At 66.3% G+C, this 19,783-nt stretch carries 16 protein-coding genes; 3 read left to right on the top strand and 13 right to left on the bottom strand.

The annotated features are described in order from the left end of the window. Positions 1 to 78: 78 nt before the first annotated feature. The 4 genes from AC3WOS_RS21110 to AC3WOS_RS21095 form a co-directional block, all read right to left on the bottom strand. Positions 79 to 996, bottom strand: coding sequence for a protein-L-isoaspartate(D-aspartate) O-methyltransferase (locus tag AC3WOS_RS21110; protein WP_492718258.1), 918 nt, complete (start codon positions 994 to 996; stop codon positions 79 to 81). Continuing rightward, complete coding sequence (gene surE, locus AC3WOS_RS21105) at positions 993 to 1,730, bottom strand: 5'/3'-nucleotidase SurE (RefSeq protein WP_492718257.1); 738 nt, start codon at positions 1,728 to 1,730, stop codon at positions 993 to 995. The genes AC3WOS_RS21110 and surE overlap by 4 nt, the downstream gene beginning before the upstream one ends. Before the next feature lie 127 nt (positions 1,731 to 1,857). Then, positions 1,858 to 3,798, bottom strand: a complete 1,941-nt coding sequence (locus tag AC3WOS_RS21100; protein ID WP_492718256.1) for a KGGVGR-motif variant AAA ATPase — start codon at positions 3,796 to 3,798, stop codon at positions 1,858 to 1,860. Between the two features lie 9 nt (positions 3,799 to 3,807). After that, the gene (locus tag AC3WOS_RS21095) at positions 3,808 to 4,413 is read right to left on the bottom strand and encodes a toll/interleukin-1 receptor domain-containing protein (RefSeq protein ID WP_492718254.1); all 606 of its coding nucleotides are present in this window, start codon (positions 4,411 to 4,413) and stop codon (positions 3,808 to 3,810) included. A gap of 196 nt (positions 4,414 to 4,609) precedes the next feature. Between AC3WOS_RS21095 and AC3WOS_RS21090 the strand changes: the two genes are divergently transcribed. Further along, positions 4,610 to 5,590, top strand: coding sequence for an NADPH:quinone oxidoreductase family protein (locus tag AC3WOS_RS21090; protein WP_492718252.1), 981 nt, complete (start codon positions 4,610 to 4,612; stop codon positions 5,588 to 5,590). A gap of 41 nt (positions 5,591 to 5,631) precedes the next feature. Here AC3WOS_RS21090 and yoaA read toward each other — a convergent pair whose 3' ends face one another. Both yoaA and AC3WOS_RS21080 read right to left on the bottom strand, forming a co-directional pair. Beyond that, positions 5,632 to 7,626 carry a DNA repair helicase YoaA gene (gene yoaA / locus AC3WOS_RS21085; RefSeq protein WP_492718250.1) on the bottom strand — a complete coding sequence of 665 codons (1,995 nt, stop codon included), beginning with the start codon at positions 7,624 to 7,626 and terminating at the stop codon, positions 5,632 to 5,634. A 263-nt stretch (positions 7,627 to 7,889) separates the two neighbouring features. Further along, positions 7,890 to 8,090 carry a YdcH family protein gene (locus AC3WOS_RS21080; RefSeq protein WP_492718312.1) on the bottom strand — a complete coding sequence of 67 codons (201 nt, stop codon included), beginning with the start codon at positions 8,088 to 8,090 and terminating at the stop codon, positions 7,890 to 7,892. Positions 8,091 to 8,288: 198 nt separating this feature from the next. Here AC3WOS_RS21080 and AC3WOS_RS21075 point away from each other — a divergent pair, with 198 nt between their 5' ends. Next, positions 8,289 to 9,095, top strand: a complete 807-nt coding sequence (locus AC3WOS_RS21075; RefSeq protein WP_492718249.1) for a PP2C family protein-serine/threonine phosphatase — start codon at positions 8,289 to 8,291, stop codon at positions 9,093 to 9,095. Positions 9,096 to 9,229: 134 nt separating this feature from the next. Here the strand turns inward: AC3WOS_RS21075 and AC3WOS_RS21070 are convergent, their stop codons facing one another. The 7 genes from AC3WOS_RS21070 to AC3WOS_RS21040 all read right to left on the bottom strand — a co-directional run bounded on the left by AC3WOS_RS21070 (position 9,230) and on the right by AC3WOS_RS21040 (position 18,546). Continuing rightward, positions 9,230 to 9,946 carry a hypothetical protein gene (locus AC3WOS_RS21070; RefSeq protein ID WP_492718248.1) on the bottom strand — a complete coding sequence of 239 codons (717 nt, stop codon included), beginning with the start codon at positions 9,944 to 9,946 and terminating at the stop codon, positions 9,230 to 9,232. Positions 9,947 to 9,965: 19 nt separating this feature from the next. Then, a complete protein-coding gene (gene zapE / locus AC3WOS_RS21065; protein WP_492718246.1) occupies positions 9,966 to 11,063 on the bottom strand; it encodes a cell division protein ZapE in 1,098 nt (365 codons plus the stop codon). A gap of 207 nt (positions 11,064 to 11,270) precedes the next feature. Continuing rightward, positions 11,271 to 12,704 (bottom strand): dihydrolipoyl dehydrogenase, encoded by a 1,434-nt coding sequence (lpdA, locus tag AC3WOS_RS21060; protein WP_492718245.1) that lies wholly within the window; start codon positions 12,702 to 12,704, stop codon positions 11,271 to 11,273. A 7-nt stretch (positions 12,705 to 12,711) separates the two neighbouring features. Further along, positions 12,712 to 13,053 (bottom strand): PspC domain-containing protein, encoded by a 342-nt coding sequence (locus tag AC3WOS_RS21055; RefSeq protein WP_492718243.1) that lies wholly within the window; start codon positions 13,051 to 13,053, stop codon positions 12,712 to 12,714. 60 nt (positions 13,054 to 13,113) lie between these two features. Further along, positions 13,114 to 14,364: a 2-oxoglutarate dehydrogenase complex dihydrolipoyllysine-residue succinyltransferase gene (gene odhB, locus AC3WOS_RS21050; RefSeq protein ID WP_492718242.1), complete on the bottom strand. Its 1,251-nt coding sequence runs from the start codon at positions 14,362 to 14,364 to the stop codon at positions 13,114 to 13,116. A 123-nt stretch (positions 14,365 to 14,487) separates the two neighbouring features. Continuing rightward, the gene (locus AC3WOS_RS21045) at positions 14,488 to 17,343 is read right to left on the bottom strand and encodes a 2-oxoglutarate dehydrogenase E1 component (protein ID WP_492718241.1); all 2,856 of its coding nucleotides are present in this window, start codon (positions 17,341 to 17,343) and stop codon (positions 14,488 to 14,490) included. A 264-nt stretch (positions 17,344 to 17,607) separates the two neighbouring features. After that, positions 17,608 to 18,546, bottom strand: coding sequence for a LysR family transcriptional regulator (locus AC3WOS_RS21040; RefSeq protein WP_492718239.1), 939 nt, complete (start codon positions 18,544 to 18,546; stop codon positions 17,608 to 17,610). Positions 18,547 to 18,649: 103 nt separating this feature from the next. Between AC3WOS_RS21040 and AC3WOS_RS21035 the strand changes: the two genes are divergently transcribed. After that, positions 18,650 to 19,564 carry an MBL fold metallo-hydrolase gene (locus AC3WOS_RS21035; RefSeq protein WP_492718238.1) on the top strand — a complete coding sequence of 305 codons (915 nt, stop codon included), beginning with the start codon at positions 18,650 to 18,652 and terminating at the stop codon, positions 19,562 to 19,564. Positions 19,565 to 19,783 lie beyond the last annotated feature (219 nt).

Raw genomic sequence — 19,783 nt, 5'->3', positions numbered from 1 at the left:
TACTTTGGGCTACTTCAGGTACGGTCAGGTACGGTCAGGTACCTTGGTGTGTGCTGGATGGGCGGCGGCGCCGGCCGCTTACACGGTGCCTGGGCGCAGCGGCACGAAATGGCAATCTTCCAGCGTGGTGCTGACCCACTCGGCCTTGGCCGTGCGCGTGATCAGCTCCAGGTGCTGGGCGCGGGCGCCCACGGGCGCCACCAGCCGGCCACCGATGGCCAGCTGTTCCAGCAGCGCGCGCGGCACTTCCAGGCCCGCCGCGGCCAGAATGATACCGTCAAATGGGGCCGCTTGCGGCAAGCCTAGCATACCATCTCCGTAATGCAAGCGCAGGTTCGGCACGCGCAACGGGCGCAAATTGGCCTTGGCCAGCTCGTGCAGGGGCTTGATGCGCTCGATCGACCATACTTCGTGCGCCACGCACGACAGCACGGCCGCCTGGTAGCCGCAGCCGGTGCCGATCTCCAGTACACGCTTGAGTTCGCCGCCGTTGCGCATCACTTCTATCATGCGCGCCACGATGTAGGGCTGGGAAATGGTCTGGTGGTGGCCGATGGGCAACGAGGCGTCGATATAAGCCTGGGCCGCCAGCCCCTCCTCCATGAACAGGTGGCGCGGCACGCTGTCGAGCGCGGCCAGCACCAGGCCGTCCTTGACGCCCTGTTTGGCCACCCGCTCCACCATGGCGCGCCGCACGGCATCCGACACCAGGGGATTCTGGCGCGGCACGGGGGCGGCGGCCGTTTGCAAGGCCCGGTCCAGCGCCTCGCGGTGCGACTTGGACGGCGAGGCGACGGGCCGGCTGCCCGGATACTGGGGATGGAGCGGGGCGCCGCCCCGGGTGGCGTGCTGGGCCGCATGCTGGGCCGCGTTCAGGGCCGCGTTCTGGGTCGCCGTCTGGGGCGTGGCGACCGGTCCCCGCACGGCCGGTTTCTTGGCGCCCGCATCGACCACCGAAGACAGGGGCAAGGGGAAGGTGCGGGGTTTGTCGTTCATGCCAGGCCTTGCGCCAGCACGTCCAGCTGGCTCTTGTGGGTCAGGTCGATCTGGAGCGGCGTCATCGACGTCCAGCCCTGGGCGCAGGCATGGAAGTCGGTGCCTTCGCCGGCGTCGCGGGTGGCGCCGGGCGGGCCGATCCAGAAAATTTCCTTGCCGCGCGGATCGAGCGCCTTGATCACGGGCTCAGCCTGGTGGCGCCGGCCCAGCCGGGTGGCCACCACTTTGTTCAAGTCCGCATAGGGCCGGTTCGGGATGTTGACGTTGAGCAGGTAGGGGCTGGGCAGCGCAGCGCCGTAGCGTTCGATGATGTCGCGCGCGTGGCGGGCCGCGTCCGCCACATGTTCCCAGCCGTAGGAACCCTGGGAAAACGCGATCGAAGGGATGCCGAACAGATAACCCTCGGTGGCCGCCGCCACCGTGCCCGAGTACAGCGTGTCGTCGCCCATGTTGGGGCCGTTGTTGATGCCCGACACGACCAGGTCGGGCCGGTAATCGAGCAGGCCCGTCAGGGCCACGTGGACGCAGTCGGTCGGTGTGCCGTTGACAAAATAGAAACCATTGGCGGCCCGCTGGACGGACAGGGGCCGGTCCAGCGACAGCGAGTTCGAGGCGCCGGAGCGGTTGCTGTCGGGCGCCACTACCACGATGTCGGCGATGGGCGCCAGCGCCTCGGCCAGGGCGTTGATGCCGGGTGCCAGGTAGCCGTCGTCGTTACTGATCAGTATTCTCATACGACAATTTTACCTGAAGCAATGGCCGTACTGCGCATGGCCGGACCATCGCGGCGCAGATAAATTTCCGGCCGGGGCGCCGGCCGCGCCGGCGCCGGCAGCCGGTCGAACTTGGGACCGTCGGCCGCTAGCGGGGCGCGCCGCGCGGCCCGGCCAGCAGCCCGTCGAGCGCCAGCAAGGCGTCGTGCCGGTAGGTGTCGGCGGCCGGCTCGCGCACGCCCAGCAGGGCACCGCCCATGGCGCCCAGCGCCAGCATGGGGTCGCCCTGCCCCTCCTCGTCCATGCCCCCTTCCCGGTACAGGCCGGCCGGCTCGCCCAGCCGCTGCTGGATGTCGGCCAGCCGCGCCCGCGCCTGGCGCGTGTCCGCGTGGTCCGGCCCCTGGCGCCGCAGGCGGACCCGCAACACCGTCTCCAACAGGCAGCGGGCCGTGTCGAGCTCGTCCAGCTGGACCAGGGTGCCGGCCAGCGCCGTCTTGCTGCGCAGCGTATCGCCGTGCTCGGCCCCCAGCAGGCGCATGCGGGCCGCCAGCACCTGCTCCTGCACGTCGCGCGCCAGGCTGTAGTCGCCCCGCTGGCACAGCATGTCGGCGCGTGCGGCCTGGCTGTCGAGCGTCAGCAGGTGGTGCGAACCGAGCAGGCGCTGATAGGCGCCCAGCACCGTTTCCTGCAAGGCCAGCGCGTCCGCGCCCTCGCCCTGCAGGGCCAGCGTGGCGGCCAGCTGGACCTGGGCCGCCAGCGTGTCGGGATGGTCGCGTCCCAGCGCGGCGGCGCTGGCGTCGACGATGCACTCCTGCAGGAATCGGGCCTCGCCCAGCTGGCCCTGCTGGCGCATCAGGGCGGCCAGGCTGGCCTTGCCGGCCAGGGTGTCGGCATGGTCTTCACCCAGGCTGCGCTGGCGCAGGGCGACGCTCTCGTCGAAACAGGCGCGGGCCTGGGCCAGTCGCCCTTCGCCGCGATACAGTTCGCCCAGCCGGTGCAACTGCTCCGCCAGCGGCAGCGCCAGCCCACGGGCGGCACCCTGCTCCATGTCGCGCCGGGCGGCGCCGATGGCGGCCAGCAGGCCGATTTCGTGCTTCGATTGCCAGGGGAAATAGTCGCCGTCCAGCCACTCGAGCAGGGTGGCGAAGGTGCGGCTCAGCGAGAAGCGGTCGCCACCCTGCTCCAGCCGCACGGCCAGCTGCTCGCCGTAGGCAAAGCCACGGCTCTGCTGCAGCTGCACTTCGTCGAAATAACTTTCCATGCTCAGCTCGGCCAAGCCGTAGCAGTCGCCCAGCAGGCGCTCGAACAGGGGCTGGTAGCCGGCGATGCCGAGCCGGGCGTCGCCCCGGCGCCATTGGGCGCGCTGGGCGCTGTCGGCCATCTCTATGCGCGCCGGCAAGGGATAGACCAGCAAGGGGCGCTGCTCGTCCTCGTGGCTGCGACGGTAGGCGGCGGCCCGCGCCACCACGGTCTGGACGCCGTCCAGGTTCTGGCGGTCGGGCGTGAACACCACCACCAGCTTGCGCGGCAACAGCGTGGTGCAGATGCCGGCGCTGTCGGCCCGCCCCGTGCGGGCGTCCACCAACACGTGGCGGAAATGGCGCGCCAGCATGTCGGCAAAGCAGCGGAACAGGGCCGGACAGCGGTCGAACAACGCATCCCAGCGCAGGGCCGCCAGCCGCTCCGCATAGCTGTCGTCGAAGTGCCCGGCCCGCATCAGGTACAGGGGCGAGGCCTGGTCGACCCGGCACACATATTGTTCCCAGCCCACGGCCTGCAACACGTCGTGCGCCAGCGTCACCTCGTCCAGGCCCGGCATGGCGCGCCGCTGCAGCTGGTCGCGGCAGGCCTCGAACAGTTCCAGCAGGCCCGGCCCCGGCTCCAGGCAGGGAAAGTAGTGGTGCAGGCTGGGCGCCTCCAGGTCCCAGTCCACCATCAGCACGGGCGTGGTGGCGTGGCGTTGCCCGGCCAGCAGCACGGCCAGGTTGGACAGGGCCAGCGTGCGCCCCGTCCCTCCCTTGTAGGAATAGAAGGTCACGACTTCACCGGGCGCCGTCAGCGGCGGCAGGGACAGGGAGGAGAGTTCCATGACGAACCTTTAGCGTGGAAAGTGAGGGGGCGGAATGGCGCGCCATTCCGGCGGGATGTCGGGCAGCACGAAGCGGCTGCAATCGTGCTCGGGCGGCATGCAGCGTTTCAGGTAGTGGTAGTGGCTGGCGATGCGCTGGACGATTCTTTCGATATCGGGCAGGAAGTCCGGATTGGTCTTGAGGTCGGTGCTGGCCAGCGTGTAGCGGGAAAAGTCCACGTACATGCCCGGCTCCGTGATCTGCGGCGGCAGGCTCAAAGGGTGGCGCGTCATGATGACGGGGATGGTCAGATGGCTGGGCAGCGGATACCACAGCCGGCGCTCCGCCTCGATCAGCTGCATGGCGGCGAACTCGCGCCGGGTGTAGGCGTGGGCCTCGTACTTGGGCGTGTAGATGACGATCATGCACACGCTCTCGCACATGGCGCGCGCGATGCGCTGGTCCAGGTCGTCGCCGCCGCCCAGTTGTTCGCTGTCGACGAACAGCTCTTTTTCCGTGTCGAAATGGGGTTCCAGATAGCATTTGAGCGCGTCGATCAAGTCGTTCTTGAACTTGCTCATGTACGCATGCTGGCCATGCGCGTAGCTAAAGAAACAGCCGTAGCGGATCGTCATCACATCCCCTCCGTTTCTTCCTCCAACCAGTCAGGCGCTAACCCACTCTAGCCCTCCCCCCGCCCCGCACTTTGCGCTGGCGCAAACGGGCGCCAGCGTGCACAACGGGTGCGCACGGATGGCCATTTCAGGCATAATAAAAAAATCTAACGGTCGTACTATTTTAATTTCCACCCACCAACAAGGAACGCCAACAATGAAAGCCATCGTCTGCAAGGCATGGGGATTGCCCGACACCCTGACCCTGGAAGAACTGCCGGACCTCGTGCCCGGCCCCGGCCAGGTCGTGCTGGATGTCAAGGCGGCCGGGGTCAACTTCCCGGACGTGCTCATCATCCAGGGCAAATACCAGGTCAAGCCGGCCCTGCCGTTCACGCCGGGCAGCGAAGTGGCGGGCGTGGTGCGGGCCATGGCGGACGATGTGCAAGGCTACCAGGTGGGCCAGCGCGTGATCGCCTTCACCGGCCAGGGCGGCTTTGCCCAGCAGCTGGCGGTGCCGGTGCAGGCCCTGATGCCCATGCCGCCTGGCATGCACTTCGACACGGCGGCCGCCATCACCCTCACCTACGGCACCTCGCATCACGCGGTGGTGGACCGGGCCGGCCTCAAGGCGGGCGAAACCATGCTGGTGCTGGGCGCGGCTGGCGGCGTAGGGTTGGCCGCCATCGAGATCGGCAAGGCGCTGGGCGCGCGCGTGATCGCGGCCGCCTCCAGCGACGCCAAGCTCGAAGTGTGCAAGGCGCACGGCGCGGACGTGCTGGTCAACTACAGCAACGACGACTGGCGCGACGCCGTCAAGGCCGCCACGGACGGCAAGGGGCCGGACGTGATCTACGACCCGGTGGGCGGCATCTACGCGGAGCCGGCATTCCGCACCATCGCCTGGCGCGGCCGCTATCTGGTGGTGGGTTTTGCCAACGGCGAGATCCCGCGCCTGCCGCTCAATCTGGCGCTGTTGAAGGGGGCGTCGGTGGTGGGGGTGTTCTGGGGCGAGTTCGTCAAGCGCGAACCGAAGGCCAGCCTGGCCGCCATGGGACAGCTGCTGGGCTGGCTCAAGGAAGGCAAGATCCAGCCCCACATCTCGGCCCGCTACCCGCTGGCCGACACGGCATCGGCCCTGAACGACATGGCGGCGCGGCTGGTGACGGGCAAGGTAGTGATCCTGCCGGAAGCGTAAGCAGCATACGCGCGGGGCACCTCAAACTGCCCCAATGCCCATTACTGCGGTTCGGCGTCGGCGCTGCCATCCTTGTCGCGGAAGAAGGCCAGCACCTCGTCCTGCTCGCGCGTGCGCTTGAACGACGGCAGGCTTTGCCAGATGCGCCGGCCATAGGGCTTGGAGATGACGCGCGGATCGCACAGCATCAGCACGCCGCGGTCGCCTTCGTCGCGGATCAAACGGCCGGCCCCCTGCTTGAGGTTGATGATCGCTTCCGGCAGGGTGTGGTGCATGAAGCCGTTCATGCCCTGCTTTTCCATCACTTCGATGCGGGCCGCCAGCACGGGATCGTCGGGCGGCGCGAACGGCAGCTTGTCGATGATGACCAGCGACAGCGCGTCGCCGCGCACGTCCACCCCCTCCCAGAAACTCTGGCTGCCGATCAGCACGCCGTTGCCGGCCTTGCGGAACTGGTCCAGCAATTCCGTGCGCCCCTTGTCGCCCTGCACGAACAGGGGGAACGGCAGGTTGCGCTTGGCGAACTCGTCGCGCAGGCGCTCGGCGGCCCGCTTGACGGCCCGCAGCGTGGTGCACAGCAGGAAGGTCTTGCCGCCGGCCGCTTCGATCACGGGCAGGGCCTTGTCCAGCACGGCGTCCGTGTAGCCGATGGAATTGGGATCGGGCAAACCCTGCGGCACGTACAGGATGCCTTGCTGCTCGTAGTTGAACGGGCTGGGCCAGGACATCGACAGCTCGTCGGTCAGCCCCATCTGGTTGGCGAAGTGGCTGAAGTCGTTCTTCACGGCCAGCGTGGCCGAGGTGAAGATCCAGCTGCGCGGCACGCCTTCGCGCTGGCCGTTGAAGATGGGCGCGATCGACAGCGGCGTCTTGTGCAGCTGCAGCGACATGGTGTAGGCCTCGACCCAGAACACGGCTTCCTCGCCCTTGTCCACCTTGGCCTTGGGATCGTACTTCCAGGCGGCCAGCTGCTGGGCCAGCTCGATGCCGCGCACCCGGCACTGTTCCAGCGTCTCGGCCCGCACGGCCTGGGTTTCCAGCACGGCGATCAGTCCGTCCAGCTCGTCCTTGAGCGTCTGCAGGGCTGGGAAGAAGTCGCTCGACGGGGCGATCTGGGGCAGCGACAGGCGCACGATGTCTTGCGGGAAGGTCAGGCGCAAGTCGCGCGCCGCCTTTTCCACCACCGTCACCGTCTTGCCCCAGTCGGCGCCGTCGCGCGCGTGGGCCAGGCCCTCGGCCAGCACGTCGCGGCACAGCTCCAGCACTTGCGAAGTGGAGAAGGTGTCGCCGAAGAACAGGGTGGCCGTGTCGGGCAGCTGGTGCGCCTCGTCGAAGATGATGGTGTTGGCCGACGGCAGCAGCTCGGCCACGCCCGTGTCCTTCAGGGCCACGTCGGCGAAGAACAGGTGGTGGTTGACCACCACCACGTCGGCCTGCTGGGCTTCCTTGCGGGCCTTCATCACGAAGCAGTCCTGGTAGTACTGGCACTCGGCGCCCATGCAGTTTTCCCGCGTGGACGTGACCAGGTTCCAGATCATGGCGTTTTCCGGCACCTTGGCCAGCTCGGCCTTGTCGCCGGAACTGGTCATCTTGAGGAAGCGGGAAATTTCGCGCAAGTGGCCCACGTCGTCGCGCGAGGTCATGCGGCCGTTCTGCAGCGTGCGCTCGAGGTGGTAGTGGCACACGTAGTTGGAGCGGCCCTTGAGCAGCGCCACCGACACGGGCGCCTGCAGCGCGGCCCGCACGGTGGGGATGTCGCGCAGGAACAGCTGGTCCTGCAGGTTCTTGGTGCCGGTGGAGACAATGGTCTTGCCGCCCCACAGCAGGGCCGGCACCAGGTAGGCGAAGGTCTTGCCCGTCCCCGTACCCGCTTCGGCGATCAGGGTCTGCTGTTCGGAGATGGCCTGGGCCACGGCCTTGGCCATTTCCGTCTGCGAGCGGCGCGGACGGTAGCTGCCCACGGCCGGGCCCAGCGGACCGCCGGCGCCGAACAGGCGTTCGACCTCGGCATCGTGACGGCCCGGCGCGGGGGACACGGGGGCCGCTGTGGCGGCAGCAGGCGCGGCGGCGGACGTTGCAGCGGCGGACGTTGCGGTGCCAGGCGTTGCTGCGCCAGCCGTTCCGGCGCCAGAACGCGTTGCCGGCGCACCAGGCGTAGCGGCGGCAACGGGCAATGCGGCGGCGGCGGCCGGCGCTGACGGCGGCGATGTGGCGGCGCCGGTCTCGGCCTGCGCGGCCGCAAGCGGTAACTGGTGTTCGGTCAAAATAAGCTTAGAGGTGGCGTGCGGGGCGCCTGGCGTCAGGCCGGCACGTCCGGCACTAATTGCATTTTCAGCAATGTGATATAGTCTTTCAGCTGCAGCTTGCGCTTTTTCAGGCGGCGCAGCTGCAACTGGTCGTGGTGTCCGTCCAGCGTCAGCATTTCGATCACCGCGTCGAGGTCGCGGTGTTCCACGTCGAGTTCAATCAGGCGTCGCTGTATTTCTTGTGCATCTGTCATGGTGAGGTTTTCTGTTACAAATTGTTCCGTGCGTTCCGGGCAGATACGCATACAATCCAAATAGTTTCGCTTAGCCAACAACCATGCTTGCAACAAAACTGCGTAACGGTGCATAGTTTAATCTACCCCAGCCCCGCCGCCAACAGAATTGATGTGACGGACGCCACGGCCGGCCCCGACCGGGATACAGTGTGACATATGAGCGCCTATAAAATCGAAGCCGGCACCGCCCAGCACATTGGCAACCGGCCCCAGCAAAATGACCGGGTGGCCCTGTACACGGCCGCCCAGGCACCCGGCTACGTGCTGGCCGTGCTGGCCGACGGCATCAGCGGCGGCGCCACGGCGGCCGACCAGGTACTGCTGACCAGCAAGCAGCTGTTCGACGAATTCCGCGTCGGCGACACGGCCAACCTGCAGCGCCTGGAAGAACTGCTGCGCAACATCGCGCGCGAGGCGCACGACGTGATCCAGATGAACCCCATCGCCGCCAGCAGCGAACCGCAGAGCACGCTGGTGCTGCTGGTGCTCACGCCCCAGCGCCAGGCCGTGTGGGCCCACGTGGGCGATTCGCGCCTGTACCGCTTTGCCGGCCAGGCCTGCGCCGCCCGCAGCAACGACGCGGCCTATGTCGACCATCTGGTGACCAACGACAAGCTGCCGCTGGAAGCGGCCAAAAAACATCGCAATTCCAAACTGCTCAGCAACGTGCTGGGCAACAGCCTCAAGCCACCCTTCGTCACCGTCGGCCGGCACGAGGGCTTGCAGGCCGGCGACGCCTTCCTGCTGTGTTCCGACGGCCTGTGGCAGTACTTCACCGACCTGGAACTGGCCGCCGCGCTGGCGCGCAACACGCCGCGCCAGGCGTCGGAACTGCTGATCAACAAAGCCATCGAGCGGGCCGCCGGCAAGGGCGACAACTGTTCGATGGCCATCATCAAGCTGGTCGCGCCGCCCAAGGAAAAACCGAGCTACACGGTGCAGCGCCTGAAACGGGCCGTCTAGCGCGCCAGGGCCACTGGCCCGGGGTCGCCCCCGGTGTTTGCCCTGTGCGCGCCCAGCGCTGCCCGCCGCGCGCATGCATCAGCCATGCTGCCATGCGCCACCGGCCTGGATGGAGCGGCGGCGCGCCGGCGGCCTTATTGCTTGAGTGCCGATGCGGCGGCAGCAGCGGCGGCGGCGGCCTTCTTGCGTTCGGCCTCCTCGCGCGCGGCGCGCTTGGCGCCCGCTTCCTGCTTCTTCTTCGCGATGGCGGCCTGGCGTGCGGCCGATTCCTGCTGCTTGCGTTCGAAGGCGGCCACATTGGCGGCGCGCCGGCTGGCGCCGGCCGCTTCCTCGGCGGCGCGGCGCTGCTCGTGCGCGTCGTGCGCGGCCTGGCGCTGCTCCAGCGTCGGGCCGCCTTTCGGCGCCGGTGCGGGCGTCTCGTCGGCCGGCGACCTGGCCGGGCGTGGCGGCTGGGCGGCCCGCGCGGCCTGCTCCTGCTCGTCCTTGCGGACCCGCTCGGCCAGCTCGGCGTCGCGCCGGTCCACCGCATCCTTGCGTTTGAAGTGGTTGGCTTCCACTTCCACCGCCCGCAACTCGGCCAGCGCCGCGCGGCGCGTTTCCCGCGCCTGGTCCAGGCAGTGGTTGACGAAGAACTTGCCGTAGCAGACTTGCTCTTCCTGGGCGTAACGCTGCTGCACGGCGGCGCGGTCGCGCGCCACTTGCACGAGCGTGGCGTCGGCCTGCTCGATCGAATGGCTGACCGGCACGCCCGGCGCACCTTGCGGCGCCTGGCCTATGGTCTGGGCCCGGACAGCTCCCAGCAGGGTCGCCCCCAGCAGCACGATCAGCTTCAGGATGGTCGATGGTGTCATATTTATTTTCCGTTACGCGCTACGCCAGCGCGTCGGCCGCGCTGCGCTGCTCTTTATCCATGTATTCGCGCGACTGCATCTCGACGATGCGCGAGACGGTGCGGTGAAACTCGTTGGCCAGCATGCCGGTCGTGTACAACTCTTCCGGCGGCACTTCCGCCGACATCAGCAGCTTGACCTTCTGATCGTAGAACACGTCGATCAGCCAGGTGAAGCGGCGCGCCTCGGAAGACATCGCCGCCGACATCATGGGAATCCCGGACAATATCACGGTATGGAAGCGGCTGGCGATTTCCAGGTAATCGTTCTGCGAACGGGGGCCGCCGCACAGGGTGGCGAAGTCGAACCAGATGATGGTGCCGGCCCGGCGCAGGGCGCGGATTTCGCGGTTCTCGATGCGCACCACCGGGTCCTCGTCGGCCGATTCGGCCACGCTGGCGTAGGCTTCGCGCAGCGCGTGATCGGTGGCCGCGCCCAGCGGCGTGTAGTAGGACTGCACCTGCTCGAGCGCGCGGCCGCGGTAGTCGATGCCGGCGTCGATATTCATCACGTCGAGCTTGTCGTACAGCAGGCGGATGGTGGGCAGGATGCGATCCCGGTGCAGCCCGTCCGGATACAGCAGCTGCGGATCGTAGTTGGACGTCATGATGAAGGCCACGCCGTTGTCGAACAGGGCCGACAGCAGGTTGTACATGATCATGGCGTCAGCCACGTCCGAGATGTGGAATTCGTCGAAGCAGATCAGGCGGTATTTCCTGGCGATGCGGCGCGCCACCTCGTCCAGCGGATTGGCCACGCCGGTCAGTTCGTCGAGCTGGCGATGGACGCCGCGCATGAATTCGTGGAAGTGCAAGCGGGTCTTGCGCACCACCGGCACCACCGAGTAGAAGCTGTCCATCAGGAAGGACTTGCCGCGCCCCACCCCGCCCCACATGTACACGCCGCGCGGCACGCCGGGGCGGTTGATCAGGCGTTTCAGGCTGTTCGAGCGCTGGCCCTTGTAGGCCACCCATTCGTCATAGCACTGCTGCAGACGGTCGACGGCGCGCTGCTGCTCGGCGTCGGCCTTGAAATCGCGCTGCTGCAGCGCGTGCTGGTAAAACTCTTGGACATTCATGGAATTCACTTCGGTGTGCGACGACTGCGCATAAAAAAACGGCGGGCCTGTGCCCGCCCTACCGGTACTGCGTAGGGCGGGCCGCAGCCCGCCGCGCACTGCCTGGAGATTGCTTCAAAATGCGCGCGGCGAGGCGCGGCGACGAAGACAGTACGACTGTACGACGAGGAGCCGCAACGAAGCCGCGGGCTTTTTGAGGCGGTCTCCTTAGAAATTCAGGGTGCGCTTATCGATAGCCAATGCCGCTTCCTTGGTCGCTTCCGACAGCGACGGGTGCGCGTGGCAGATGCGGGCGATGTCTTCGGCCGAGGCCTTGAACTCCATCGCCACCACGGCTTCCGAGATCAGCTCGGAGGCCATCGGGCCGATGATGTGCACGCCCAGGATTTCGTCGGTGGTCGCGTCGGCCAGGAACTTGACCATGCCCGAGGTGTCGCCCAGCGCGCGCGCGCGGCCGTTGGCCAGGAACGGGAAGGTGCCGGCCTTGTAGGCCACGCCTTCCGCCTTCAGCTGCTGCTCGGTCTTGCCGACCCATGCGATTTCCGGCGAGGTGTAGATGACCCAGGGGATGGTGTTGAAGTTGGTGTGGCCATGCTGGCCGGCGATACGCTCGGCCACGGCAACGCCCTCTTCTTCCGCCTTGTGCGCCAGCATCGGGCCGCGCACCACGTCGCCCACTGCCCATACGCCGGGCAGGTTGGTCTTGCAGTCGCCGTCCACGGCCACGAAGCCGCGCTCGTCGAGCTGCAGGCCGACCTTGTCGGCGGCCAGGCCGTTGGTGTTGGGGGTGCGGCCGATCGAGATGATCAGCTTGTCGAACACGGCGCTCTGGGCTTCACCCTTGGCGTTTTCGTATTCCACGGTGACGTTGTTCTTGCCGGTGCTGATCTTGCCGATCTTGCAGCCCAGGCTGATCGACAGGCCCTGCTTGGCGAACAGCTTGGCCGCTTCCTTGGCGATCTGCTCGTCGACGGCGCCCAGGAATACAGGCAGGCCTTCCAGCACGGTCACTTCGGAACCCAGGCGGCGCCATACGGAGCCCATTTCCAGGCCGATCACGCCGGCGCCGATCACGCCCAGCTTGGCCGGTACGGCGTCGATGTTCAGGGCGCCGGTGTTCGACAGGATCAGCTTCTCGTCGAACGGTGCGCCCGGCAGTTCGCGCGCGTTGGAGCCGGTGGCGATGATGACCTGCTTGGCGTTGATGGTTTCATTGGCCGGTGCCGAGACGACGATAGGATAGCCGTCGGCGGTGGCGGCGCCGCCGAACGAGGCGCGGCCGTGGAAGAAGGTGACCTTGTTCTTCTTGAACAGGAACAGGATGCCGTCGTTGTTCTGCTTGACGACGGTATCCTTGCGCTTGATCATCTGGCCCAGGTTCAGCGACAGGCCGGCGACGTCGATGCCGTGCTCCTTGAAGGAGTGGCCGGCGTGCTCGTAGTGCTCGGACGATTGCAGCAGCGCCTTGGACGGGATGCAGCCGACGTTGGTGCAGGTGCCGCCTGGAGCGGGACCGCCCTTGGCGTTTTCCCATGCGTCCACGCAGGCCACGGAGAAGCCCAGCTGCGCTGCGCGGATAGCGGCGATGTAGCCGCCAGGACCGGCGCCGATCACGACGACGTCAAATTGTTTAGTGCTCATATTTTTCTCAATTCCCAATCAGCTCTTCGTCGGGGACGAAGATCCATAACAGTAGGTAGACCACCAGTCCGAATCCGAAGGAGATCGTAAACAGCGCGAAGATCAGGCGCCAGATCCAGGAATCCATGCCGGACGCCCTGGCCAGCCCGCCGCACACGCCACCCAGCCAGCGGTCGCTGCGCGAACGGCGCAGGCGATTGAGCTCGCCCGACAGGTCGACGTCGGTACTGCTCCCGGGCGGCGGACTGCTGCTCAGCAGCCTGGCCTTGGCCTGGGCGAATTCCTCGTCGGACAGCGCGCCGGCCTGGTGCAGCTCGTGCAGGCGCTTGATTTCTTCGGATGCGTTCATGGCTTATCCTTCAGAAGCCCCCGGAGCGGCGCTCCGGGGGTAGACCGTACAGCCGGTGAATTACAGTTCCAGCAGCAGGCGGGCTGGATCTTCCAGCGCTTCCTTCATGGCCACCAGGCCCAGCACGGCTTCGCGGCCGTCGATGATGCGGTGGTCGTAGGACATCGCCAGGTAGTTCATCGGACGGATCACGATCTGGCCGTTTTCAACCACGGCGCGGTCCTTGGTGGCGTGCACGCCCAGGATGGCCGACTGTGGCGGGTTGATGATCGGGGTCGACAGCATGGAGCCGAAGGTGCCGCCGTTGGAGATCGAGAACGTGCCGCCGGTCAGGTCGTCCAGCGTCAGTTTGCCTTCCTTGGCCTTGGCGCCGAATTCGCCGATCTTCTTCTCGATGTCGGCGATCGACATCTGGTCCGCATTGCGCAGGATAGGCACCACCAGGCCGCGTGGCGAACCGACGGCGATACCGATGTCGAAGTAGCCGTGGTAGACGATGTCGTTGCCGTCCACGGAGGCGTTCAGGATCGGGTACTTCTTCAGCGCGGCCACGGCGGCCTTGACGAAGAAGGACATGAAGCCCAGCTTGACGCCGTGCTCTTTCTCGAACTTGTCCTTGTACTTGTTACGCAGGTCCATCACCGGCGCCATGTTCACCTCGTTGAAGGTGGTCAGGATGGCGTTGGTCGATTGCGACTGGATCAGGCGCTCGGCGATACGGGCACGCAGGCGGCTCATCGGCACGCGCTCTTCCGGACGGTCGCCCAGGTTAGGAGCGGCCACGGCCACTTGCTGCAGCGCTGGCTTGGCAGCGGCTGGCGCCAGCGGCGCGACGGCAGGAGCAGGCTTGGCGGCGGCGGCCAGGGCGTCGCCCTTGGTCACGCGGCCATCCTTGCCGGTGCCGGCTACTTGCGAGGCCGACAGGTTCGCTTCCGACAGGATCTTGGCGGCGGCAGGCATGGCCACGTCGCCCTTGTTGGCGGCGGCAGGAGCGGCGGCAGCTGGTGCGGCGGCTGGCGCAGCGGCGGCTTGCGTGCTGGCAGTGCCAGCACCGGCGGCGGCGGCCGAACCTTCGGTGTCGATGATGGCGATCACTTCGCCGGCGACGACGGTGCTGCCGTCGCCCTTGATGATCTGGACCAGGACGCCGGCGGCAGGTGCCGGCAGTTCCAGCACCACTTTATCGGTTTCGATATCGATCAGGTTTTCGTCGCGGCCCACTGCCTCGCCGACTTTCTTATGCCAGGTCAGCATGGTCGCTTCAGCGACCGATTCGGACAGTTGGGGAACCTTGACTTCGATTTGTGCCATGTAAAACTCCGTATATTTTATTGTTGCGGCGTCGCGCTGGCCGGCCTGGCCGGGCCGCGCGTCGCACTGTCATTGTGTGCTAATCAGGTCAGGCGCCGTGCGAAGGGCACGGCGCCGAATACCTTATTTGGTCAGGATGAAACCCTTGAGCTTCGAGAACGCCGTCTCCAGCAGGTCTTTTTGCTGGGCGTAGTGCTTGTCGTAGTAGCCGACCGCCGGCGAAGCCGACGCCGGACGACCGGCGTAGGCCAGGCGCTGGCCCGCTTCCATGCTCTCGAAGATGTTGTGCTGGATCTGGAACCATGGGCCCTGATTCTGCGGCTCGTCCTGCGCCCATACCACTTCGGCCAGGTTCGGGAACTTCTTCAGTTCAGCCGTGAACGACTTGTGCGGGAACGGATACAGCTGCTCGATGCGGATGATGGCCGTATCGGTCTGGCCGCGCGTCTTGCGTGCGTTGACCAGGTCGTAGTACACCTTGCCCGAGCAGGCGACGACGCGCTTGACCTTCTTGGCGTCGATCTTGTCGTCCACCTCGCCGATCACGGTCTGGAAGGCGCCCTTGGCCAGGTCGGTCAGCGGCGAACCAGCATCCTTGTTGCGCAGCAGCGACTTCGGCGTCAGGATCACCAGCGGCTTGCGGAACTGGCGCACCATCTGGCGGCGCAGCACGTGGAAGATCTGCGACGCGGTGGTCGGCTGCACCACTTGCATGTTGTTGTCCGCGCACAGCTGCAGGAAACGCTCGGGACGGGCCGACGAGTGCTCTGGACCCTGGCCTTCGTAACCGTGCGGCAGCATCATGACCAGGCCCGAAGCGCGGCCCCACTTCACTTCGCCGGAGCTGATGAACTGGTCGATCACCACTTGCGCGCCGTTGACGAAGTCGCCGAACTGGGCTTCCCAGATCGTCAGCGTGTTCGGCTCGGCGGTCGAGTAGCCGTATTCGAAGCCCAGCACCGCCTCTTCGGACAGCACGGAGTCGATCACGGTAAACGGTGCCTGGCCTTCGGCGATGTTCTGCAGCGGCACGTAGGTGCCGGCATCCCAGCGCTCGCGGTTCTGGTCGTGCAGCACGGCGTGGCGGTGCACGAAGGTGCCGCGGCCGGCGTCCTGGCCGGTCAGGCGCACGGCGTAGCCGGACGATACCAGCGAGGCGTAGGCCAGGTGTTCGCCCATGCCCCAGTCCAGGTTCAGTTCACCACGGCCCATGGAGGCGCGGTCGCCCAGCACTTTTTCCACCAGCGAGTGCACCTTGAACGCTTCCGGCACGGTGGTGATGCGGGTGGCCAGGCGTTTCAGTTCCGTCATCGGCACGGCGGTGTCGGCCGAGTCGGTCCACTTGCGGTTCAGGAACGGCAGCCAGTCGACGGCGAACTTGTTCTTGAAGTTGGAGATGACCGGATCGACCGTGTGCTTGCCGGCGTCCATCGCGTCGCGGAAGGCGGCGCTCATCTTGTCGCCGCCGTCGGCAGCGATCACGCCTTGCGCGGCCAGCTTGTCCGCGTACAGCTTGCGGGTGCCTGGGTGCTGGGCGATCTTCTTGTACATCAGCGGCTGGGTCAGGGCAGGCGTGTCCTGCTCGTTGTGGCCCAGTTTGCGGTAGCAGATGATATCGACCACGATATCCTTTTGGAACTGCAGGCGGTAATCCATGGCGATCTGCGATGCCAGTACCACGGCTTCAGGATCGTCGGCGTTCACGTGCAGCACCGGCGCCTCGATCATCTTGACCACGTCCGAGCAGTAGATGGTGGAACGGGCGTCGCGCGGGTCGGAGGTGGTGAAACCGATCTGGTTGTTGATGACGATGTGCACCGTACCGCCCGTGCCGTAGCCGCGGGTCTGGGCCAGGTTCAGCGTTTCCATGACCACGCCCTGGCCGGCGAATGCAGCGTCGCCGTGCACCAGGATAGGCAGCACTTGCGCGCCTTGCGTGTCGCCGCGGCGATCCATGCGGGCCTTGACGGAACCTTCAACCACCGGGTTGACGATTTCCAGGTGCGACGGGTTGAACGCCAGCGACAGGTGGACCGGGCCGCCGACGGTGGAGATGTCGGACGAGAAGCCCTGGTGGTATTTGACGTCGCCGGCCGGCAGGTCGTCGCCGTGCTTGCCTTCGAATTCTTCGAACAGCTCTTTCGGGCTCTTGCCCAGGGTGTTGACCAGCACGTTCAGGCGGCCGCGGTGGGCCATGCCGATCACGATTTCCTGCACGCCCTTTTCGCCGGCGCGCTGGATGATCTCATCGATCGAGGCGATGAACGTTTCGCCGCCTTCCAGCGAGAAGCGCTTCTGGCCGACGTACTTGGTGTGCAGATAGCGCTCCAGGCCTTCGGCTGCCGTCAGACGCTCCAGGATGTGCTTCTTCTTCTCTGCGGTGAAATTGGGGGTGGAGCGGATCGATTCCAGGCGTTCCTGCAGCCAGCGCTTTTCGGCCGGGTCGGAAATGTACATGTACTCCGCGCCGATGGAGCGGGTGTAGGTGTCGCGCAGGAAGTTGGTCAGGTCGCGCAGGGTCGCGGTTTCCGGGCCAAAGTAGGTGTTGCTGATGTTGAACACGGTGTCCATGTCCGCATCGGCGAAGCCGTAGAAGCTGGGGTCCAGCTCGGGGATCATCGGACGTTCCTGGCGCTGCAGCGGGTCCAGGTTGGCCCAGCGCGAACCGAGGTAGCGGTAGGCGGCGATCAGCTGGGTGGCGGCGACGCGCTTGCGGCCCATTTCCGGGTCGCCGGAAGCGGTCACGGTGCGGATCGGGCCGGCCTTGGCGCGCTCGGCGAACGAGGCGATCACGGAGGCGTGGGCCACGTCAGGCTTGTTGGAACCGTCGACGGCCGGCACGTGCTGCATGGCGTCGAAATAGGAACGCCAGTTGTCTGGCACGGAACCCGGATTGTCGAGATACGCTTCGTACAGCTCTTCGACGTACGGTGCGTTCCCACCAAACAGGTAGGAGTTGGACGTATTTTGTTGCATCATATTGCTCACCTTTCTTCGCGCTTCGCGAGATTAGCGGGTTAATCTAACCTTCCGCGACACGGCCTGACCGGTTAGCGGATTGCACATCAAGTTGTGGGGAAGGGCTCTGTTTCTTTCAGTCGAACTAGAATCGGTCAATCAGGATAGCACGCGGCATTGTATCTCAACAACCAAATCTGCGTGAAAAATACGCACGAAAATATCGGCCTTTTTGCGCCCGCAGGCCGCGCCAATGCTGGATGCTGCCGAAACATGGCCATAAGATTAACGGATTGCGGCGCCCTCCCCGGCCGCCGCGCCGCCCTGGCCGGACCAGCCGGGGTGGCCGCCGAACCAGTCGAGCAGGAAGTCCAGCATGGTGCGCAGCGCCGGCGGTAAATACTGGCGCGAACTGTAGATGCCGTAGATGCCCATCCGCTGTGGCAGGCAGTCCGGCAGCAGCGCCACCAGCTTGCCGGCGGCGATCAGCGGGGCCGCGCTGTACAGCGGTTGCAGCGCGATGCCCGCCCCTTCCATCGCGGCCGCCAGCAGGATCAGGTCTTCATTGGCCGACAGGTTGCCGCCCACGGGCACGGACAGCGCCGCGCCGTCGCGCGTGAACTGCCACAGGCTCTTGCCGAAATAGCTGTAGGTCAGGCAGTTATGGTCAGCCAGGTCCTCGGCCCGGCGCGGCGTGCCGTGCGCATCCAGATAGGCCGGCGCGGCGCAGACGACGGAATCGCAGCTGCCCAGGCGGCGCGCGATCAGGTTGGGGTCGAGCGCATTGGTGATGCGCAGCGCCAGGTCAATGCGCTCCTCGACCAGGTTGACGGCCCGGTTATTCATCTGCAGGTCGACCGCCATGCGCGGATAGCGGCGCAGGTAGGCCGGCACGGCCGACGCCAGCGTCGCCTGCGCCAGCGACTGGGCGCAGCTGATGCGCAGCAGGCCGTGGGGCGAGTCCGGATCCTCGGGCGGCACCGCGTCGATGGCAGCGGCCAGTTCCAGCATGCGGCGGCAGCGCGCCAGCGTGACGTCGCCCGCGTCCGTCAGGCTCAGGCGGCGCGTACTCCGGTGCAGCAGGCGGGCGCCGGCCCACTGTTCCATCTCGGCCAGGTAGCGCGTGACCATGGCGCGCGACATGTCCAGCGCCTCGGCCGCGGCGATCATGCTGCCCCGCTCGACGATGCTGACAAAGACGGTGGCGGCGGTGATGCGGTCCATGATTTGATCGATTTATGCAATTAATCGTTGCAGGATACCCCGTTTTTCTCTCGAAGCAAGCAATTTAAGATGACGTCATTCCCATTTCGACAGAAAGACGATCATGTTCAAGCACACCATCCTGTCCGCCGCCCTCGCCGCCACCGCCGCCACCGCCGCCGTGGGCATCGTTCCAACCGCTTCCGCCGCCGGTGCCAAGCATGCCACGCCCGCCGCGCCGCTGACGCTGGACGTCTACAACCCGGGCGAAGCGGCCATCTTCCCCGTCGCCTCGGTACTGGTGGCGGGCCGGCACGACGCGGTGCTGATCGACGCCCAGTTCTCGCGCGGCGAAGCGCTCAAGCTGGCCGAGCGCATCCGCGCCAGCGGCAAGCGCCTGACCACGGTATATGTGAGCCACGGCGACCCTGATTTCTATTTCGGGCTGGACGTAATCCACGCCGCCTTCCCGGACGCGCGCATCGTGGCCACGCCGCAGACCATCGCCGCCATGCAGCAGAAGGCCGCCGCCAAGGTCGCATACTGGGGCCCGATCCTGAAGGACAATGCGCCGCAAGCGATCGTCATGCCGCAGCCGCTGCAGGGCGACACCATCGCGCTGGAAGGCCAGGCGCTCAAGATCGAAGGCTTGCAGGGCAAGTCGCCCGAGCGCAGCTATGTGTGGATCCCCTCGATCAAGGCGGTGGTGGGTGGCGTGGTGCTGTTCAACGAGCTGCACGTGTGGACGGCCGATACCCAGACCGTGGAATCGCGCCAGCAGTGGCAGTCCACGCTGGATGCCATCAGCGCACTGAAGCCTGCCACGGTGGTGCCTGGCCACTTCCAGGTCGGCGCCGCGTACACGCCCGACAGCATCGGCTACACCCGCAGCTATCTGCAACGGTTCGAAGCCGAAACGCCGAAGGCCGCCGACTCCGCCGCCCTGATCGCGGCGATGAAAACCGCCTACCCCGCCGCCGGCCTGGCCGGAGCGCTGGACATCTCGGCCAAGGTGGCCAAGGGCGAAATCAAGTGGTAAGCAACCAAAGAAAATGGGGACGTACCCCATTTTAGAAGAAATGGGGTACGTCCCCATTTCCCCCCCCCATTTTTCCAGAAACTGTATTACGTCCCGGGTTTTGCTGGCTGTTGGTTCAAAAATGGGGTACGTCCCAAAAAATGGGGTATGAAAATCATCTAGCCGGCCTCCCGCCGCCGAAACGCAGGCGGGTTGGCTAAAGTGAGTTGTGAGGGACTT

Source organism: Rugamonas sp. FW305-51 (assembly GCF_058786935.1).
The sequence above is the reverse complement of the archived record's forward strand: the minus strand, read 5'-3'. Positions and strand labels throughout refer to the sequence as shown.